Genomic DNA, 19,440 nt, shown 5'->3' on the forward strand with positions numbered 1-19,440 from the left:
GTTAGTAAGTGTGTATTTTTTTGCATTTATTTCATATTTCCATTATTATAGAATTATAGTCAATGAATTGTTAATGGAAAAAATAGATGGAAACCAAAAAAGTCCTCTCCGCGCTCGCCGCCTTGGCGCAAGAATCTCGCCTCGCCGTCTTTCGCCTATTGGTACAAGTCGGGCCGGAAGGCTTGGCGGCCAGCAAAATAGGCGAACAACTGGGTATACCGCCGTCTTCCTTGTCCTTTCATCTTAAAGAGTTGTCGCATGCCGATCTAGTGATTGCTAGACAGGACGGTCGCTTTGTCATCTATTCCGCCGATATCGTGACCATGAACTCGGTACTGGGCTTTTTAACCGACAACTGTTGCGGCGGCAATCCGTGCACGCCTGTGCAGATACAGCAATGTATGCCAGTCGGCACTCTCGCCAAATAATCACGTATTCCAATTTTTACTCAAGGACCGTTTTATGAACGTTTTATTTCTTTGCACCGGTAACTCTTGCCGCTCGATCTTGGGCGAAGCCACCTTTAATCATCTGGCGCCTGCAGGCTGGAGAGCGATGAGTGCGGGCAGTAAACCGACGGGTGAAGTGCACCCACGCTCGCTTGCCTTGTTGGCACGTGAAGGCATCGCTACCGAAGGTTACTACAGCAAATCATGGGACAACCTACCTGCCACACCGGACATCGTGATTACCGTTTGTGCCAGTGCCGCAGGGGAAACTTGTCCCGCCTACCTGGGACCGGTATTGCGCACTCATTGGGGAGTGGAAGATCCAGCACACGTGACTGGTACCGATGCGGAAATCGATGCGGCGTTCATGACTGCGTATCGCATCTTACGCACACGGATTGAAGCCTTTCTGGCACTGCCACTGGACCAGCTACAAAACGACATGACGCAACTAAAAGCGGAACTTGATCGTGTCGGTCAATTGATGCCCTAAGCTTTCTTGCTTATCTGATTAACCTATCTGTTCAGGAGAGTTCCATGAACGACAAAGTGTATAACGTGCTGTTTTTATGTACGGGCAATTCGGCTCGCAGCATCATGGCAGAGGCGATGTTAAACGTCGCTGGCAAAGGCCGCTTCAAAGCCTATAGCGCGGGCAGCCATCCTACGGGTATCGTGCATCCATTCGCGATTGAACAAATCCAGCATATTGGCTATCCTTCCACGGATCTACGAAGCAAAAGCTGGGACGAGTTTGCGCCAGACTATGCGCCCCATATGGACTTTGTCATTACCGTTTGCGATAAGGCTGCAGGTGAAATCTGCCCATTCTGGCCAGGGCAGCCGGTCACCGCACACTGGGGCTTTCAAGATCCCGCTGAAGTGCAAGGCAGTGAAGAAGAAAGACACCATGCGTTTGCGCGCATTTGCCGCGAAATCAAGACCAGGCTGGATATTTTTTTGTGTCTGCCGATGGAGAAACTGGAGCGTCTGGCGTTAAAGCTGGAACTCGACAAAATAGGGATGCTTAAGCCATGACCATTGCACGACGTTTAGTTTCCGAAGGACTAGGTACCGCCTTTTTGCTGGCGGTGGTAGTAGGTTCCGGCATCATGGCCGAGCGGCTGGCCGGTGGCAACGTGGCGCTCGCTTTATTGGCCAATGCGATTGCGACCGGCGCCGGTTTGATTGCCTTGATCCTGATGTTTGGCACCATATCCGGTGCACACTTTAATCCTGTCGTCACACTATCTGAAGCCTGGCAAAAGAATATGCCCGGCGCGGAAGTGCTACCTTATATTCTGGTGCAGATTCTCGGCGCGTTCGCTGGTGTGGCAGCTGCCCATGTGATGTTTCAAGATCCGGTCTTTTTTGCATCCGAGCATATCCGTACTGGCACGTCGCAATGGTGGAGCGAGTTCGTTGCCACCTTTGGTTTGATTGCCGTGATCATAGGATGTTCACGTAGCCGTCCGGCGGTCACTCCGTTTGCAGTAGCGGCGTATATTACGGCAGCGTATTGGTTTACCTCATCAACCTCATTTGCCAATCCAGCTGTAACGCTGGCGCGTGCAGCCACCAATACCTTCGCGGGCATTCGTCCCATCGATGCACCAGGCTTCATCATCGCCCAGTTGCTGGGTGCTGCTATGGCAACGCTAATCTTTTGCTGGTTGTATCCTGCACCACCGAAAGACGCCACTGTTGGCGGAACTGTGGCTCCCAGTGATTTTGCACCTCATTAATTTCGTTAGTAGATAGCTCATGACCATTACCATTTATCACAATCCCAAATGTGGCACGTCACGTAATACTCTGGCGCTGATCCGCAATACCGGTGTCGAACTGGAAGTCATTGAATACCTGACACATCCTCCTTCGAGAACAAAGTTAGTAGAACTGATCGCAGCGATGGGCGTCTCTGTACGCGAAGTTCTGCGTAAAAAAGGCACACCCTACGAAGAGTTACATCTCGATGAAACGACATGGAGCGATGATGATTTGATTAATTTCATGATGGCGCATCCCATCCTGATCAATCGTCCTATTGTTGTGACGCCAGTAGGTACTAAATTGTGTCGTCCGTCGGAAGTTGTTTTAGATATCCTGCCATTGCCGCAACTGAAAGAATTCACCAAAGAAGACGGCGAAAAAGTAATTGATGCGGAGGGTAATCGTGTCGCTCACACATCTTAATCTCCCTAGCCTGGATCAGGCATTATTTGAGAAACCTGATCAGGAAAAACTGACACATCAAGCGCCTACAACGCACGCGCCACGCTTCTTGCTACTGTATGGTTCGTTACGTGAACGCTCCTACAGTAAACTTTTAACCTTGGAAGCAGCACGTCTATTGGAGGCGATGGGCGGAGAAGTTAAGGTATTCGATCCGCAAGGCTTACCTTTACCCGATGGCGCACCAGAAGACCATCCCAAGGTAAAGGAATTGCGCGAGCTGGCATCGTGGTCGGAAGGCATGGTGTGGTGCTCACCTGAACGCCACGGTGCCATGACCGGTATTATGAAAGCGCAGATAGATTGGATTCCTTTGTCGGGTGGCGCAGTACGTCCAACCCAAGGCAAGACCTTGGCTGTGATGGAGGTTTCCGGTGGCTCGCAATCTTTCAATGCGGTGAATCAACTGCGTATCTTGGGTCGTTGGATGCGCATGATCACTATCCCTAATCAATCATCCGTCGCGAAAGCCTTTTTGGAATTTGACGAAGCTGGTCGTATGAAGCCATCGGCTTACTATGATCGTGTAGTGGATGTCATGGAAGAGTTGATGAAATTCACTTTACTGACCAGGGATGCTTCAGCGTATCTGGTTGACCGCTACAGCGAGCGCAAAGAGAGTGCAGCAGAGTTATCCAAACGGGTCAATCAGAAAGCGATATAAGAGTTATCATCGGGCCTCGGCGAATTGCTACTTGGCCTCTTTCCGCCTACGTTCTAATTACAGGACTAGGCCTCATTTTGCATATCTCGGTCACCCCTCAATTCCATTATGTCCTCTGATACACGCCGCCTTAACATCCTGTCCATCGAAGAAGTAGAGGATCTTTATGATCTACCAAAATTTAACGATGATGATAGGAAACTTTACTTCGATTTCAGCATACTTGAGCTTGACACAATCAAGCGCATACATACCGCAGCGGTGGCTATCCACTTAGCACTGCAACTCGGCTATTTCAAAGCCAAACGGCGTTTTTTTGTTTATGAACCGGAGCAGGTCGGAGATGATTATGCCTATGTGGAGAAACGTCATTTTACAGATAAGAATGCCGCATCTTTACTAAAAACCTTATCCAAGCCAACAAGACTCGAACACCAAAAAATCATATTGGCGCTGTTCAATTATCGGAACGCCGACCAGACAATTAAAGACGAACTTGAAAATAAAGCCCAGCGTTTCTCTATGCTATCAACACAGCCGCAATACATTTTGCGCGAGCTGTTGGAGTATATGCAAAACGAACGAATTATTGCTCCTGGCTATAGCTACTTACAGGATCTAGTCGGTCGTGCAGTTACTAGCGAACGCAATCGGATAACCAAATTATTGGCCGAAAATCTGACATCGGAGACGACAGAGCAACTCGATGCGCTTTTGCAGGCGGATGAAAATGTATACCGTATTAGTGCCCTAAAACGCGAAGCGAGAGACTTTAGTAATAAAGAGCTAAAGCAGGAAGTCGACCGGCGCAAGTTTTTTCAACCACTGCACGATTTTGCGCGGACGTTTCTTACAAATGCAGGGTTATCGGTAGAAAGCGGGAAATACTACGCGTCTCTAGTAAAGTTTTACACGGTCTACAAATTGCGGCGTATGGCACCATCAGCAACGCGATTGTATCTATTATGTTTCGCTTATCATCGCTTCCGTCAAATCAACGACAATCTTATTGAAGCGTTTGTTCACTTAGTTCATCAATACGAAAAGGAAGCCAAGCACGCCTCCGATGAAGCGCTGCAAAAATCCATGGAGGATATGGCTGAGTATCTTGAAGGTGCTGGGCAGGTACTTGGTCTTTTTACTGATACTTCCATTCCTGAAGATGCTCCGTTTTCCAAAGTTAAAACGCAAGCATTCAACTTGCTGGAACAAGAGCAATTTCCTGTTGTATCAAAGTATTTGCAAAATATTGAGTTTGATAAGACGGCCTTTGAATGGGCATATTACGCATCTCTGTCACGTCAATTCAAACGCAACATACGGCATCTTTTTTGCGTACTCGATTTTGCTGGCAGGGTTGAAGAAGCGCCGCTTCTCGACGCAGTAAAATTTTTGCAGGATCTGCTGCGGCAAGGAAAATCACTTCGCCAAACCAAGCCTTCACTGTTTCCTATTGACGTTATTCCCAAATCCCTGCAACCTTATCTTTTTCCAGCTGTTGAAGGCACGGATAGCAAAGACGGTGATGAAGAAAATCCATTGGATATCGATCGCTATGAATTCCTGCTCTATCGTTTACTGCGCAACGCATTGGAGGCCGGAAATTTATTTGTCAAAGATAGTGTTGAGTTCCGACGCTTCGAAGATGATTTAATCAGTGAAGAACGCTGGAAGAACAAGGATGCGATCCTGCAGGAAATCGGAGCCGCAATCCTGATTGCCCCAATAGAGCAAACGTTAGAACAACTTCAAGTTGAGCTTGAGACAAAAATTCAGGCAGTCAATCAACGCATTACGGACGCAGTCAATCAACACATCAAGGTTAGTGGCCGAGGCGAAAAAAAGAAATGGGCATTACTCTATCCAAGTGAGGAGGAGCCTGTCAACAGCCCGTTCTACGGCAAACTTCCGGGTATAGGTGTCGCCGATCTTCTGTGGTTTGTCCATCAGCGTACCGGCTTTTTGAATTCATTCACGCATGTACTTGATCGCTATGTGAAACACGACCCTGATCCGAAGGAGCTGCTTGCCTGCATCGTTGCCATGGGAACAAATATGGGCTTAGGGAAAATGGCAGAGGTTTCAGGCTTGAATTTTGCCTCACTTTTAAATACCGCACGTAATTTTTTACGTCAGGAAACACTCCACGCATCCAATGACGTAATCAGCAATGCAACCGCATCCTTATCGGCATTTCACCTATTCGAAATCCGCGATGAAGTGCATTCCAGCAGTGATGGACAGCGGATAGAAACTCAAATTAATACTGTTAATTCCAGGCATTCGCCCAAATATTTTGGACTACATAAAGGCGTCAGTGGATACACCATTGTAGCCAACCATGTACCTATCAATGCAAAAGTGATAGGTACACACGAACACGAGAGTCACTACGTTTTCGATATACTTTACAACAATACCTCGGACATCAAACCGGATCTGCATTCCACAGACACGCACGGAACAAATCAAGTAAATTTTTTCATTTTGAAAGCTTTCGGATATCAGTTTGCGCCACGGTATCGGAATCTACATAAAAAGATGGAAAAATTGGTTGGTTTTCATAACCTTAAGGACTATGGTGATCTACTGATCAAACCATCGCGCAAAATATACGAAGATATCATCATCACTGAATGGCCCAATGTTCAACGCATCCTGGCATCGTTAGCGCAGAAAGACGTCACACAAGCGACAATCGTTCGAAAACTCAGCAGCTACGCACGTCAAAATCAAACCAAGAAAGCGCTATGGGAACTGGACAACATTTGTCGAACAATTTACATTCTTGACTACATAGACGACGTAACTTTGCGGCAAAGCGTGCAAAAGGCATTGAATAGGGGCGAGGCTTACCATCGATTTCGCAAGTCGGTTTCCTATGTCAATGGTGGAAAATTTCGCGTTAAAACTGAAGCAGAGCAGCATATCTGGAATGAATGCGCACGCTTAATTGCCAATGCGATTATCTATTACAATACCTTGTTATTGTCCAAAGTATATGATCAAAAACGCGATACCGGAGACGAAGCGGCGATCAATGTTTTACGAGGCGTATCGCCAGTCGCTTGGCGTCACGTGAACATGATTGGAAAATTTGATTTTACGGCAGAAACGCCGATACCTGACTTGGACGCATTGGCAGCCCGATATGCAGAACCTGGATATTGGAAAACCGCACTAGACGAGGATGATGAGGGGTCGCTGGCCTAAATTTGCTGCCATCAAGAAACTTTTACCTTTTCGAGGGGATGGGCACAATTAGCCAATCAAGGTGTGAATGATCTATGGACACGCGATACGGCGCCGGTGTTCAGCAAAGGGTCAGATGGCAAGATTTACGGGATCGACCTCAACTTCAATGGCTGGGGCCAGGAAAAGCTGCGCACTGATTTGTCGGGCTGGGTCAAAGACGCTCAGAAAGCCGCCAACGGCGTACAAGATCAGGACATCAGCGGTGATAAAACCATCGCGGCGTTTATCAATAGCACGCTCTCCTTCCCTAAATTAGCCACCTGGATCACTATGGAAGGTGGGGCAATCGAGCTCAATGGCCGTGGCTTGGCGGTGGTCGCAGAAAGCTGCATCATCAATAACAACCGCAACCCGGGTAAGGGCAAGGCCGATTTTGAGGCTGAAATCAAGCGCATCATGGGGGTAGAGAAAGTGATTTGGATACCCGGTATCAAGGCGGCAGAAATCACTGATGGCCACGTCGATTTCTACGCGCGTTTTTACAATGACAACAGCATCCTGTTTAACTGGGATGGAGGTCTGATGCCGGATAAGATCAATAAGAGTATCGATGCCAAAAACAAAGATGCCTTGTTAGCCTATCAAGCCCAAGTCGCCAGCTGGAGCGCCGCCGACAAGCTCAAGTATTTAGGCGCCGCCGATGCCACGCTTAATTTACTCGAATTGGCGACCCCAAAGAGCTCAGTACTGAGCGCAATTGCAGCGCGTAACCCAGGGATTTCTATGACGGAGCGCAAGAGTTTTAATGACACGTTTGCAGCTGGTTATGTCGGCTACTACGAAGCAAATAACTGTATCTTGATGGGGCAATTCGGTGACGCTGCGGCAGATAAAAAAGCCTACGATATTCTGCAGGCGGCCTATCCCGAACGCACTGTAATACAGATCGCCACCGATGGCGTTGCCAATGGCGGTGGCACTATACATTGCGCTACGCAACAGCAAATCGTCTAAATAAATCCGAATAAACATGCGGCTTGCAGCCTCAAATCAGGCTGCAGGCCGCATAGCGATTGCGCAATGCGATCCAGGAACTTCTAAAAACCCTGTAATCGGGATGCAGCGCAAGGCGCAAACCGGAGCAATACTTCGGTATTGCGAGGATTTGCAACACCGCGATGCGCCCGAGTATGGGTTTTTTAGAAGTTCCCATCCCGGCAATTGAGCATAACAATCCGTTGGGGTAGCGCCACATTTCTACCCGCGCAATAGATAATCTGTGCGACTTCATAGAATTAAAACGAGTGTTTGGTTTTTCATTATCCAAGTTGAACTAGACTAATACGCGATCTACCTGATCGTTTGCAATAGACTTAGGAGTTGGTATGCACCGTTTGAAACAAGTCATCTGTGGTTTGGCCTTGAGTGCGGTAGCCCAGTTGACTTTAGCGGATCAAGCAAAAAAAACCATCGTCATCGCTGGCGATGACTACTGCCCTTTAAGCTGTAATCCGGCTTCCGGGCAAAATGGCTTTGCCTACGAATTTGCTCAGCAACTGTACGGCCAATTAGGCTGGGAAGTACGCTACGAATTCGTACCGTTTCAACGCGCGCTTAAGTATTTTAAAGAAGGACGGGTCGATCTGATACCCGGTGCTGCCAAAGACGACAACCCTCACTTTGCGCAAGCTGCCTTGTCTAGTGTCGCCGTCATGTCGCCGCGCATGTGCTTTTACACGCGGGCGCAAGAGACTTGGACCTATCAAAGCACAGCCTCGCTTTTACAAGGACGACTGGGCGTGATTGCCGGCTATTTTTATTGGCCTGAACTATTGAGCTACATCGCCCAGCATCAGAACGATGGCAAGGTCGACAGTATCGCTGCCGATAACCCGATAGAACTCAGTATGCGCAAATTAAAGGCGGGCCGCTTTGATTACTTCGCAGAATTGCGGCCGGCAGTCGAGTATCAGCTCATGAAGTTGCGCATGAAAGAGGCAATTCGCGAAGCAAATTGTGTACTGAGCTTACCCTTGCACATGGCCTTCCGTCCCGATTTCGCGGGTGCCAAAGAACTCAATGCGCATTGGGACAAGCACTATCTACAATTTCTAAAAAGCCCTCAAGGCATCGCGATTTTGCAAAAATATGGACTAAGCATCAAATCCATCATGGAATGAGCCCAGGCATGGCTTGGGCCGCCCCTCCCCTCCCCTCCCCTCCCCTCCCTTAAATTTTCCCAATTTCGGAGTGTCAAAAGGGGACTACTAAAATCCTTTGCGCATATTCCATGCGCTTGCTGGCAGCAAAAACGGCTGCGAGGCGCATGTAGATTGCGTGATGACTTGGATATTTTTCCCAAATACTCAGAAAAGGACTGCCTACGCATTAGCAGCGTGCGCCCTGTTTGAGCTGCTCACCCAGCCAAAAAAAGAGCAAGGCTGATGCGGTTTGAGTGCCAAATACAACAAAGTACATCTCAGTCTTCATCGATTTTTATATGGAATATTGCATGCCCACGAACTCCTAGCAGCAAGCTCACTAGGAAAACTTAAACATATATCACCGATATGAGAATTTTAGATCAATCAAAGCTTAAATCATCACTTTTCTATAGTTTCGCTTACACCTTAGGATGGTGATGGAAATAAATTTCGGCGCGAATATCGTCAACTGGCAATCGAGTAATTAAGGGATTGCGAGCAAATGACGCTGAGATCACTTCTACATCGCTTTGTAATATAAAAAACCATACGGAGAATTTACAATGTCACAGAACAAAAATCAGCAAGCAGATGCTTCCCGCCGCAATTTCTTAAAATTCACTAGCATGGGCGCAGCCGCTGGGGTCCTGGTCAGCAGCTTGCCAACAGTCTTTGCCCAGACTTGCCCACCACCGCCACCTAGCGCCACTTTTGTGGCTCCTGGCGAAGACAAGTTGCACGCCAGAACCTGGATGGCCTGGCCAGCCAGCACGGCAATCTGGGGTAGCAATTTACTACCGGGCATACAAGCCGATATCGCCCTGATCGCCAAGACTATCGCCAAATATGAGCCTGTCATTTTGTGCGCCGATGGCGCCACTAACGCCAGCAATGCCAGGACCAAAGCCGGCACCAGCGTTACCGTGGTCAGCGACATCCCGGTCGATGATCTATGGGCACGTGATACTGGTTGCCTGTTTAGGGTTGACGGTGCTGGCAAGCATGATGCGATTGGACTCAATTTCAATGGATGGGGCAATAAGCAAACCCACGCCAAAGACTCACTGGTCGCAGGCAGAATTGCCGCCAAAGCGGGTGTTCCATTCAGCACCGCTAGCTTCACTTCTGAGCCAGGCGCAATCGAACAAGATGGCGAAGGTACCCTGATTGCCACCGAGAGCAGTATCATCAACGCCAATCGCAACTCGGGTAAAACCAAGGCGCAATTAGAAACCGCAATGATGGCAGCGTATGGCGCAAGCAAGGTCATTTGGGTCAAAGGTATCGCCGGCCAGGATATTACCGATGATCATATCGACGCGACTAGCCGCTTCGTGCGTCCAGGCGTGGTCATGGTGCAGGTTGCACCGGCATCCGACACCTCGGTCTGGGGTGCGGATTCACGTTCGCAATTTGCTATTTTGTCGGCCGCCACAGATGCCAAAGGCCGGAAATTACAAGTGATCAAAATCAATCCACCCGCCACGACACGGGTTACTTCGCCTGATTTTTTAAATTCTTACATGAATTATTACGTCTGCAATGGCGCCGTCATTACTGCCCAATTTGGCGATGTAGCAGGCGATGCAGCTGCCAAGGCGGCCTTCCAGACGGCTTTCCCGGGTCGCACTATTGAGATGTTAAATCTGGATCGTTTGTATAACGGGGGCGGCGGCGTGCATTGTTCTACCCAACAAGAACCGATCGCCTAAAGCGCTCATAGTTTCCGTGTTGTAGGGCCAGCAGCGTTCAGCTGCTGGCTAGTTTCAAATGCTCATGTTTTATCTCTTTTTGAAGTTTTTGCAGGTGCCGCGCTGTCGTCGCGGCGTTCTGCAGCAAAGCCAACTATGTCGAATAAGAATTCTAGCAAGCCTAATCAGCTGCCACGCAAACCGATAGTCTTGATGTCCATGGGCGCACAGATGCGCAATGAGCACGATTACCAAGTCATGACGGTCAAATATATGCGCCCCTTGGTCGAGCATGCTGGCTGCGTGCCGGTGCTCGCCCCCACCTGTTTCGGTGCGGATGATCTCAAACTTTACCTCTCTATGGTCGATGGCATCTACCTCAGCGGTGCAGGCAGCAATATCGATCCTGTCCACTACCATCAAGAAAACCTCACTCCAGAAAAAACTCAGGATCAGGGACGTGATGATTTTGACCTTCCCTTGATCAAAGCTGCACTGGAAATGGGTCTGCCTTTTCTGGGAATTTGCCGTGGCATGCAAGAGCTGAACATCGCGCGCGGTGGCAATTTGCATCAAAAATTGTATACCCTGCCGGCCATGCTGGATCACCGGGAGGACAGCACCGCACCGGTCGCGCAGCAATATGCGGACGTCCATCAAGTTAAGCTGGTGGCCGACACCTGGTTCTCTGAATTACTGCAGAGCACAGAGATTGCGGTGAATTCCCTGCATGGGCAAGGTCTGAATATCTTGGGGCATGGCGTAGCAGCATTGGCGCATGCAGAAGATGGCTTGGTCGAGGCCGTGCATCTGCCCGACCTGCCGCAATTCACTTTGGGCGTGCAATGGCATCCGGAATGGCAAGCGGCACAAAATCCCCATTCGATACGCATATTTGAAGCCTTTGGTGATGCCTGCCGGCTGCGGGTGGCACAAAGCCAAAAATCAGGTAGCTCTGACGAGATCCTACCGAAAGAATCAAAAATCGGTTTGGCCGCCTAAGCTTCAGCAATCAAGTAAAAAAATTTCCTTGTGGCCGCGCCGTGTTTCGCTACGCGCCACAAAAACTGCCGCTGCTGGCAGACGTCAAGAATTTAGGTCTGTCGGCAGTAGCGCCCAAGATCACAGGAAGGCAAGACCATGAGTAACACGAATTCCAATCACAGCAATGCCACAGATGCTGCCACTGCGCATGCACCCTCTTATTACGCAGCTTCCGCCAACGCATCACCCGAGCGGCCATCCTTGCGCGGTGCGGTTGAGGCCGACGTCTGTATCATCGGCGCTGGCTATACCGGCTTAAGCGCAGGTCTGCATCTGGCTGAGGCTGGTTTTAAGGTGGTGATACTGGAACAGGCGAAAGTCGGCTGGGGCGCCTCCGGCCGCAATGGTGGCCAGATAGTCCACAGTTATTCACGCGATATCGACGTCATAGAAAACAGTTATGGCAAAGAAAAGGCAAAACCTTTGGCCGAGATGATGTTTGAAGGCGCGCAAATCATTCGTGAGCGGGTCGCCAAATATGACATTCAATGCGACCTAAAATCAGGTGGTGTGTACGCCGCGCTCTCGAAGAAGAAAGTCAAAGCCTTAGAAGAACAAAAAGAGTTGTGGGAAAAATGGGGGCACAAAGATCTGGAGCTGATCGACAATCCCAGCGCGATCAAAAATGTCGTCAATACCGATCGCTATCAAGCCATCTTGGTAGATAAAACCGGTGGACACTTTCACCCTCTAAACCTGACACTGGGCGAAGCCGCCGCCTTTGAACAAAATGGTGGTGTGATCTACGAACATAGCGCCGTGACTAAAATCGAGCGTGGTGCTAATCCGGTGATACGGACCGTGCAAGGTGAAGTCAAAGCAAAATTTGTGATCGTTGCCTGCAATGCCTACATTGGCGATCTCGAACCTAAGCTGGCGAAAATGTCTATGCCTTGCGGCACCCAAGTCATCACCACGGCGCCTTTGGGTAAGCTAGCCGATGAATTGATGCCTTCTGATTACTGCGTTGAAGACAATAATTTCTTACTCGACTATTACCGTTTATCTGGTGACAAGCGCATGATTTTTGGCGGCGGTGTGGTGTACGGCGCGCGTGATCCATCGCATATAGAATCGATCGTGAAACCAAATATGTGCAAGGTCTTCCCGCAGTTAAAAAACGTCAAGATCGATTACGGCTGGACTGGTAACTTCTTGCTGACCTTATCGCGCATGCCAGAAGTCGGTAAATTAACCGACAATATCTATTATTCGCAAGGCTGCTCCGGGCATGGGATTACCTTCACCCATTTAATCGGCCGCTTGCTGGCCGAGGCCATTCGCGGCCAGGCCGAGCGCTTCTCCGCCTTTGAATCACTGCCGCATTACCCCTTCCCAGGCGGCCGTATGTTCCGCGTGCCACTGACAGCCATGGGTGCCGTTTGGTATGATTTGCGTGACCGTTTAGGGGTTTAATTACCCACACTTTGCTGCAGCACCAATTATCCCTGTCGGGTCGGTGCTGCATTTTTATTCTCATTTTTTAGCTAACGTCCCATGAAACCGGTATTAATCGTCCAGCAAGTAGAACTCGATACACCCGACTATTTTGTCGATTTTTTAGCCAGACACGCGATTCCTTACGATCTGCGTCGCATGGAGGCCGGTCAGCCTTTGCCTGAGTCGATCGCCGGCTATTCTGGCTACTGCATGTTGGGTGGTCCCATGAGCGTGAACGACGAAATTAATTTTCCTTTTTTGCGGCAAGAAAAAGCTTTGGTGAGAGAGGCTGTTTTAGCTGATATCGCGGTCATCGGCCACTGTTTGGGTGGGCAATTAATGAGCACGGCTTTGGGTGGCACCGTACAAGCCTCAAACTACACGGAAATCGGTTGGAATCCGATACGGGTCTTATGTCAGAAAGCCGCCAACGACTGGTTCGGCGGCCGTATGGATTTCGACATTTTCCAATGGCATAACGAAACCTTTTCTATACCGGAAAACGCGGTACAAATCGCCAGCAGCCACTACTGCCAAAATCAAGCCTTTGTGATCGATGATAAACATCTAGGCATGCAATTTCATTGCGAAGTCAAACCCAAAAAAGTAGCCTACTGGGCCAGTGAAGAAAAAGCCGATATCGATGCGCTACTCCATCTGCCAACGGTAGAGTCTTCGGCCTCTATCCTCGCCAGCCTGGAGCAACGGATTGCCGCAAGCCAGGCGATTGCCGATGATATTTATAGCCGCTGGATAGATGGCTTAAAGAGATAGGATAACTAGCAAAACTAGCAGCGCAGTATTACTATTTATCCGATTAATCATCACGAGAGCCATGCTCTCATTAGGAATAAACATGGGTTCATTTAGCGTCTGGCATTGGTTGATCGTGCTGGTAATCGTCATGTTGGTATTTGGCACCAAAAAACTCGGCAATATAGGCGGCGATCTTGGTAAGGCGGTAAAAGGTTTTAAGGATGGCATAAAGGGTACGACTGAGGGTGCGACTGAGGGCGCAAAGGAAGCGCCAGCAGCGGCTAGCCCGATCCCTCAGAACATCCCGCGTTAAAACGTTTTTTTCTGTTGGCCGTTAGAACCGACTACTCAAAAGCGACCTTGAGTTCTGCGCGTAGCAAGGCATAGGCCAGGCTGCGTGCAGCCGGGTTGGCTCCCGGATGCACGCCTTCGCCTGGATACACCCCATTCGACACATCTTTGCGCAGTTTGACGCTACCCACCGGGTTATCGAAATCATGGTAACTATCGGCGAATACGTGGACTTGCGCGCCCACTTCACGCCCCAATGTTTGGCACGGCCCGGGTGCGGTCCAATCGTCTTTTTCGCCCAACAAGAGCAGCAGCCGCGTATTCGGCTGGTAGCCCGCCTTTCTGGCCGCACTACAGCCCGGATAAAACGCAATCGCCACGACTGGCTTTGCGGCTTGAGCGGCCACTTGTTTGCGTCCTTGGTGGGTAGCAGATAACACCGCGCTGCCGCCATGCGACCAACCCAACAGAGCTAACTTGCGCGGATTCGCCCAGCTTTGCCGTGCGACCCACTCCAGCGCAGCCAAAGCGTCGTGGCGGCGCTCAGTTTGGTCTATGTTGCGCGCGCCAATTTTTTGGCTACATAGTTCACGCACCCCGCGCGGTGTCAAGCTATCGGGAAACAGCACCGCATAGCCTTGCTCTAGCAGCATGTCGGCCATGGCTTGATGACGCGCATTGAGTTCGCCTTGACGGGCACCGCTGCTGGCATACAGGCCACCACAGCCATGCAAAGCGATGACCGTTCCCAAAGGGGCATGCTCGGGCATAAAAAGCCAAGCCAATAGGGTGCTGCCATCGGCGCTAGGAAAATGGACTTCTTGCCCTTGCGCAGCCAAGGCTGGCAAAGATCCAAACACAAAGACAGCGGATACCAGCGTGAGTAAGTAATGGTGTAATTTCAAAATCTATCGTTTTCAAAATTTATCGTTCTCAAAATTGATATACCCGGCGGCAAAGCTCATGAGTAGCTTCTAAGCCCTGCCACTGGGCGGCTAATCTTCCACAAAAAACCAGCGCTGAGTAATAAGGCGAGGCTATCCGCCACCGGCGTGGCCCAGAGCAAACCAGGCAAGCCCCACCAATGCGGAAACAAGAGCAAGGCCGGAATTAAAAATAACACAGGTTGGCTTAAACCGACACAGGCCGAAAGCAGGCCCTGACCACACGAGCGAAAATACGCCGCTAAGACATTCGGCAAAGCCGCCAATGGCAAGGCCAGGAAATAAATCGGCATCGCTTGTAACCCCAAAGCCAGCAAGTCCGGCGCATCCCCGGCAAATAGCTGCAGCACGGCCTGCGGCGCGGCTTGCAGCAACACCCATGCCAGTAACAGCCCGCCAGTGGCCGCCGCCCAGCTTTGCCATAGCACCCGCTGCACCCGTGCTGGCTGGCCGGCGCCATGGTTAAAACTCATCAGCACCGCTGCGGCTTGACACACGCCAAACACCGGCATCATGGTCAGCATCCACAAGGTCTCAAAAATCCCCACCAGCGCCACCCCAGTGTCGCCCGCCAAGCGCGCCATGCCTTGGGTCAACAAGACCAGTAACAGCACCGGCAGCAATTCAGCCAAGCCGCTGCCAAAACCCACTTGCACCATTTCGCGCAACTGCGCACTGTGCCAACGCAGGCTGCGCCAATGTAGCTTGAGCGTCACACCACCCCAGCTGTAAATCGCCAAGACCAGCCCCAGAGAAAAACTTTCGCCCAATAGCGTGGCCCAAGCAGAACCCCGCACGCCCCAACCCCAATACGCCACGAACAGAACGCACAGGGCGGTATTCATCAGTACGCCAGAAAGGATTACCAGTAAGGCGGTTTTGGGCCGCCCCTGCGCCCACAAACCACAATCGAGCGCCACCGTGGCCGCTTGAATCGGAAAAGCCGCAATCATTAGCAGGCTAAAGCTGCGCGCATCAGCCAGACTAGCTGGGCTAGCACCAAAAGCCAATAGCAAAGGCTCCAGAAACATCCAGCACAAGCCTGAGCTCAGAGCCGCAATCAACAAAGCAAGCAACAAAGTTTGGCCCAAGGCGCGGGTCGCCGCTGGCGCATCTGCGCTACCGAGCAAGCGCCCCATCAGGCTGGAGCCGCCAGCCTGCGCCATCATGGTGCCAGCAAAGCCTAACAGCATCAGCGGCAAAGCCACAGTGACCGCCGCCAAGCCGACCGTACCCACGTAATGCCCGACAAAGATACGGTCTATGCTGTGGTAAAGCGCCACCAACAGCAAAGAGACCACCGAGGGCAAGGCGGTCTGCCACAACAAACGCCCAGTTGGCGCCTGACCTAAATCTAAAGTTTGCATACAGGGCTCATCAAAGGCTTACGGCAAGACACAAATTGCAGCGACAGCACTGGGACGGATATTTTCTGTGGATACATAGCTAAGCGAGTGGCTGTTGTTGGGTGACGCAATGTATGCCGCCGCCACCTGCGTATAGGTGATCGAGTTCCAGCATTTCAATGACACGTCCCGGATACAATTTTTGAAAAGTCTCTTTGGCCGATGCATCGTTTTTTTCATCGCCGAAATTAACCGAAATGATGGCACCATTCACTGCCAGATAATTAATATAAAAACGTAAAATTTGTGGATTTTTTGAGCGCAATTTGACCGGTTCATCGATCAGGGTAATCTCAAATTTTCGCCCGTTTGCATCGGTGCTTGCGGACATGATTTTATGCATGGCACGCGCCTCTTGCGCCCAGATATCGTTCGCAAGTTCGGGCGGTCTGTGCATCAGCAGTTTGCCTGGCGCGACAAATTGGATGCTGGCATCAATATGCATATCAGTAATATCCCCTCCACGTATACCTTTGCACCAGATCATTTTTTGAGCACCGAACAAGCGCAGCAATTCGGCCTCTATTTGATCCCTGGATTTACCCGGATTGCGATTATCATTGACCCAGCAACTCTCGGTTGCGATCAAAGTTCCTTCACCGTCTTGCAGTATGCCGCCCCCTTCGCCAACGATGCCCGCTTTGGTGATGGGTATGCCTAAATGAGCGGCGATTTTTTGTGCCACTTGCGTATCTTTTTGTGCGATTTGTTTGCCACCCCAACCATTGAAATTGAGATCGATGCAATCGAGCGCGCCGCCTGCGCTTTTGCGAAAAATCGGTCCATTGTCGCGCAACCAAAAATCGTCGTTCGGTATCGAGTTAATCATCGTCACCGGGTAGCGAGTGCTACCGATTTTATCCAAGGCGTTTTTGGCATTTTCCTCAGTGTCGCTAATCATGCTGAGAGGCTGATATTTGGCGATGGTGCGCGCCAGGCTGGCGGGCTCGTTTTGTAATTGCGGTAAGGATTTTCGCCACAGCACAGCATTCGTCGGCCAAGTCATCCAGACACGTCTTTGCGGCATTTCCTCACCCGGAACAGCGCAGACTTGCGCTGCGCTGGCCTTGCCTAGTATTGCGCCCAGGCTTACGCCGCCAAGGCCAAGCGCGAGTTGCGATAAAAATCGCCGCTTGCGTTGCAAGTCTCGCAGGTTCATCATTATTCTCCTGGTGGGTTTGATTTTGCGGTGATAGTGACATGTCAGACAGCTAGCCTTGCCTGCGAGGAGTGGCGATAGTAGGCATAGCTAGAAGCGTCACGCTGCTAATAAGCATAAGGCAAATAATATGTTGCATACTTGACATATTTTGCGCTTATACATGTAAAAAACTCATCATTACTCAGGAAGCAAATACCCAGTAGCCACGCGATGTGAATTCACCAGAAACATATAGGTAAAATACCAAAGATATGAGAAAAATGAATCAAGTTCAGTGGAAAACATCACTTTTTGTTTTAGCTCAGCTTCTTTAACATGGCTCAGCAATCGAGCTCTGGCTTTCACATCAAAGCTTTTCTAGCGAGTTTCTGGCAACAGCCTTTAGAATTTTTCAGGAGTAGTAAAAATGTCAAAAAAAATATCTGCGAGCATCTCCCCTATTGAAATAGTAGCGATGCGACGTCGTCGTTTTATGCAGTCGGCCACTACCCTGTTTGCGACTAGCCTGATCCTTCCATTAGCGGCGTGTGGTGGCGGTAGCGAAGCTGCCGCCAGCCCAGTAACTCCGCCGTCGCCGCCAACCCCGCCTACGCCACAACCACCCTTGCCTAGTGTCAGTTTTATGGCGCCAAAAGAAGGTGCAATCCATGCTGCGACCTGGATGGCTTATGGTGCCAGTGTCTCAGCCTGGGGCAATGGCGTCGGCACTGCCGAAGAGCGCGACCTGAACAACAGTCGAGTGCTTGCACGCGAAGACCTGATGCGTATTGCCGCGCAATTGTCGCGCTTTGAACCCGTAAAAATGCTGGTGGCAAATGACGCCGACAAGGCCGAGGCAAACGCATTATTGGATAAAGTTTTGGCAGGGACGGGAACACAGAACAGCTTAAACCCGAGTAAAACGATCACTAGTGACGGCAAAATTTTCAGCAATGGGGTAGCGCTGCCAGCGATGAATCGTAGCCGTATCGAACTGATCGTCAAAACCGACAATAAAGTCAATCCTAATCAGGGCGTCAACGATTTATGGACGCGTGATGCGGCACCTGTGTTTAGCAAGGGCAGCGATGGCAAAGTTTACGGCATAGACTTTAATTTTAATGGTTGGGGCCAAGAGAAGCCGCGCACCGGCTTAAGCGGCTGGGTCAAAGATCCTTTGAAGGCCACCAATGGTGTGCGTGATCAAGATATAGACGGCGACAAAACCACGGCGGCATTCATCACTTCCAAACTCGGCATTTCCTCTTTATCGACCTGGTTGACGATGGAAGGCGGTGCGATCGAAGTCAATGGCCTAGGCATGGCGGTGGTCGCTGAAAGCTGCATCATTAACAATAACCGCAATCCGGGAAAAACCAAGGCCGATTTTGAGGCGGAAATAAAACGCGTGATGGGCGTCTCCAAGGTGATTTGGATACCCGGTGTGAAAGCCCAGGAAGTGACCGATGGACACGTCGATTTTTATGCGCGCTTCTCGAATGACAACACGCTATTTTTCAATTGGGATGGCGGCCTCAGTCTGGACGGCAAGAGCAAGAGTACCGATGGCAAAAATAAAGATGCGCTAGTCGCCTATCAAGCCCAAGTGGCGAGTTGGAGTGCTGCCGATAAATTAGCTTATTTAGGCTCGGCCAGCGCGACGCTCAATTTAATCGAGCTGCCTACGCCTTTGGCTTCAGTCAAAACTGCGATTGCGGCCCGCAATCCTGGTATATCCATGACAGAAAGGAAGAATTTCGATGACACCTTTGCGGCAGGATATGTCGGCTATTACGAAGCAAACTCGTGTATCTTGATGGGACAATTTGGCGATGTTGCTGCCGATAAGATCGCTTTTGATAAAATTCAGGCGGCCTATCCTGATCGCATCGTGATCCAGATCGCCACCGACGGTGTCGGCAATGGCGGTGGCACCATACACTGCGCGACCCAGCAACAAATTAGCTAATCACTTATTTA

18 protein-coding genes are annotated in these 19,440 nt (G+C 50.2%); 15 read left to right on the forward strand and 3 right to left on the reverse strand.

Translation table 11 applies throughout. The annotated features are described in order from the left end of the window. The first annotated feature begins 86 nt into the window (after positions 1-86). The 14 genes from EJN92_RS19780 to tatA all read left to right on the forward strand — a co-directional run bounded on the left by EJN92_RS19780 (position 87) and on the right by tatA (position 13,991). Positions 87-428: an ArsR/SmtB family transcription factor gene (locus EJN92_RS19780; protein WP_126129399.1), complete on the forward strand. Its 342-nt coding sequence runs from the start codon at positions 87-89 to the stop codon at positions 426-428. Between the two features lie 34 nt (positions 429-462). Beyond that, positions 463-942: an arsenate reductase ArsC gene (locus EJN92_RS19785; protein WP_126129400.1), complete on the forward strand. Its 480-nt coding sequence runs from the start codon at positions 463-465 to the stop codon at positions 940-942. Between the two features lie 44 nt (positions 943-986). Then, a complete protein-coding gene (locus EJN92_RS19790; protein ID WP_126129401.1) occupies positions 987-1,487 on the forward strand; it encodes an arsenate reductase ArsC in 501 nt (166 codons plus the stop codon). Beyond that, positions 1,484-2,194: an MIP/aquaporin family protein gene (locus tag EJN92_RS19795; RefSeq protein ID WP_126129402.1), complete on the forward strand. Its 711-nt coding sequence runs from the start codon at positions 1,484-1,486 to the stop codon at positions 2,192-2,194. The genes EJN92_RS19790 and EJN92_RS19795 overlap by 4 nt, the downstream gene beginning before the upstream one ends. Before the next feature lie 19 nt (positions 2,195-2,213). Continuing rightward, a complete protein-coding gene (arsC, locus tag EJN92_RS19800; RefSeq protein WP_126129403.1) occupies positions 2,214-2,645 on the forward strand; it encodes an arsenate reductase (glutaredoxin) in 432 nt (143 codons plus the stop codon). After that, positions 2,611-3,348, forward strand: a complete 738-nt coding sequence (gene arsH, locus EJN92_RS19805; protein WP_126129404.1) for an arsenical resistance protein ArsH — start codon at positions 2,611-2,613, stop codon at positions 3,346-3,348. The genes arsC and arsH overlap by 35 nt, the downstream gene beginning before the upstream one ends. A gap of 108 nt (positions 3,349-3,456) precedes the next feature. Then, a complete protein-coding gene (locus EJN92_RS19810; protein ID WP_126129405.1) occupies positions 3,457-6,561 on the forward strand; it encodes a Tn3 family transposase in 3,105 nt (1,034 codons plus the stop codon). After that, entirely contained in the window at positions 6,562-7,557 is a 996-nt protein-coding gene (locus tag EJN92_RS19815) for an agmatine deiminase family protein (protein WP_126129406.1), read from the forward strand. A gap of 371 nt (positions 7,558-7,928) precedes the next feature. Continuing rightward, positions 7,929-8,723, forward strand: coding sequence for a substrate-binding periplasmic protein (locus tag EJN92_RS19820; RefSeq protein WP_126129407.1), 795 nt, complete (start codon positions 7,929-7,931; stop codon positions 8,721-8,723). A gap of 587 nt (positions 8,724-9,310) precedes the next feature. Beyond that, positions 9,311-10,459, forward strand: coding sequence for an agmatine deiminase family protein (locus tag EJN92_RS19825; protein ID WP_126129408.1), 1,149 nt, complete (start codon positions 9,311-9,313; stop codon positions 10,457-10,459). A 135-nt stretch (positions 10,460-10,594) separates the two neighbouring features. After that, complete coding sequence (locus EJN92_RS19830; protein ID WP_126129409.1) at positions 10,595-11,440, forward strand: gamma-glutamyl-gamma-aminobutyrate hydrolase family protein; 846 nt, start codon at positions 10,595-10,597, stop codon at positions 11,438-11,440. A gap of 138 nt (positions 11,441-11,578) precedes the next feature. Further along, positions 11,579-12,898 (forward strand): NAD(P)/FAD-dependent oxidoreductase, encoded by a 1,320-nt coding sequence (locus tag EJN92_RS19835; RefSeq protein ID WP_126129410.1) that lies wholly within the window; start codon positions 11,579-11,581, stop codon positions 12,896-12,898. An 81-nt stretch (positions 12,899-12,979) separates the two neighbouring features. Further along, positions 12,980-13,696 (forward strand): type 1 glutamine amidotransferase, encoded by a 717-nt coding sequence (locus tag EJN92_RS19840; RefSeq protein ID WP_126129411.1) that lies wholly within the window; start codon positions 12,980-12,982, stop codon positions 13,694-13,696. A gap of 82 nt (positions 13,697-13,778) precedes the next feature. Next, positions 13,779-13,991 carry a Sec-independent protein translocase subunit TatA gene (gene tatA / locus EJN92_RS19845; protein ID WP_126129412.1) on the forward strand — a complete coding sequence of 71 codons (213 nt, stop codon included), beginning with the start codon at positions 13,779-13,781 and terminating at the stop codon, positions 13,989-13,991. Between the two features lie 31 nt (positions 13,992-14,022). Here the strand turns inward: tatA and EJN92_RS19850 are convergent, their stop codons facing one another. The 3 genes from EJN92_RS19850 to EJN92_RS19860 all read right to left on the reverse strand — a co-directional run bounded on the left by EJN92_RS19850 (position 14,023) and on the right by EJN92_RS19860 (position 17,478). Next, positions 14,023-14,874 carry a dienelactone hydrolase family protein gene (locus tag EJN92_RS19850; RefSeq protein ID WP_126129413.1) on the reverse strand — a complete coding sequence of 284 codons (852 nt, stop codon included), beginning with the start codon at positions 14,872-14,874 and terminating at the stop codon, positions 14,023-14,025. 56 nt (positions 14,875-14,930) lie between these two features. Continuing rightward, complete coding sequence (locus EJN92_RS19855; RefSeq protein WP_126129414.1) at positions 14,931-16,280, reverse strand: MATE family efflux transporter; 1,350 nt, start codon at positions 16,278-16,280, stop codon at positions 14,931-14,933. A 79-nt stretch (positions 16,281-16,359) separates the two neighbouring features. Further along, entirely contained in the window at positions 16,360-17,478 is a 1,119-nt protein-coding gene (locus EJN92_RS19860; RefSeq protein ID WP_170174925.1) for an agmatine deiminase family protein, read from the reverse strand. A 409-nt stretch (positions 17,479-17,887) separates the two neighbouring features. Between EJN92_RS19860 and EJN92_RS19865 the strand changes: the two genes are divergently transcribed. Continuing rightward, positions 17,888-19,429 (forward strand): agmatine deiminase family protein, encoded by a 1,542-nt coding sequence (locus tag EJN92_RS19865; protein ID WP_126129416.1) that lies wholly within the window; start codon positions 17,888-17,890, stop codon positions 19,427-19,429. The last annotated feature ends 11 nt before the right edge of the window (positions 19,430-19,440 follow it).

This window comes from Undibacterium parvum (assembly GCF_003955735.1).
Classification (GTDB): domain Bacteria; phylum Pseudomonadota; class Gammaproteobacteria; order Burkholderiales; family Burkholderiaceae_D; genus Undibacterium; species Undibacterium parvum.

Excerpts from the sequence above, each read along its gene's own strand:
- EJN92_RS19860 (WP_170174925.1), bottom strand. The coding sequence starts at position 17,478 with ATGAACCTGCGAGACTTGCAACGCAAGCGGCGATTTTTATCGCAACTC.
- EJN92_RS19820 (WP_126129407.1), top strand. The coding sequence starts at position 7,929 with ATGCACCGTTTGAAACAAGTCATCTGTGGTTTGGCCTTGAGTGCGGTA.
- EJN92_RS19785 (WP_126129400.1), top strand. The coding sequence starts at position 463 with ATGAACGTTTTATTTCTTTGCACCGGTAACTCTTGCCGCTCGATCTTG.
- arsH (WP_126129404.1), top strand. The coding sequence starts at position 2,611 with ATGCGGAGGGTAATCGTGTCGCTCACACATCTTAATCTCCCTAGCCTG.
- EJN92_RS19855 (WP_126129414.1), bottom strand. The coding sequence starts at position 16,280 with ATGCAAACTTTAGATTTAGGTCAGGCGCCAACTGGGCGTTTGTTGTGG.
- EJN92_RS19830 (WP_126129409.1), top strand. The coding sequence starts at position 10,595 with ATGTCGAATAAGAATTCTAGCAAGCCTAATCAGCTGCCACGCAAACCG.
- EJN92_RS19795 (WP_126129402.1), top strand. The coding sequence starts at position 1,484 with ATGACCATTGCACGACGTTTAGTTTCCGAAGGACTAGGTACCGCCTTT.
- EJN92_RS19840 (WP_126129411.1), top strand. The coding sequence starts at position 12,980 with ATGAAACCGGTATTAATCGTCCAGCAAGTAGAACTCGATACACCCGAC.
- EJN92_RS19780 (WP_126129399.1), top strand. The coding sequence starts at position 87 with ATGGAAACCAAAAAAGTCCTCTCCGCGCTCGCCGCCTTGGCGCAAGAA.
- EJN92_RS19825 (WP_126129408.1), top strand. The coding sequence starts at position 9,311 with ATGTCACAGAACAAAAATCAGCAAGCAGATGCTTCCCGCCGCAATTTC.
- EJN92_RS19810 (WP_126129405.1), top strand. The coding sequence starts at position 3,457 with ATGTCCTCTGATACACGCCGCCTTAACATCCTGTCCATCGAAGAAGTA.
- tatA (WP_126129412.1), top strand. The coding sequence starts at position 13,779 with ATGGGTTCATTTAGCGTCTGGCATTGGTTGATCGTGCTGGTAATCGTC.
- EJN92_RS19790 (WP_126129401.1), top strand. The coding sequence starts at position 987 with ATGAACGACAAAGTGTATAACGTGCTGTTTTTATGTACGGGCAATTCG.
- EJN92_RS19865 (WP_126129416.1), top strand. The coding sequence starts at position 17,888 with ATGTCAAAAAAAATATCTGCGAGCATCTCCCCTATTGAAATAGTAGCG.
- EJN92_RS19835 (WP_126129410.1), top strand. The coding sequence starts at position 11,579 with ATGAGTAACACGAATTCCAATCACAGCAATGCCACAGATGCTGCCACT.
- arsC (WP_126129403.1), top strand. The coding sequence starts at position 2,214 with ATGACCATTACCATTTATCACAATCCCAAATGTGGCACGTCACGTAAT.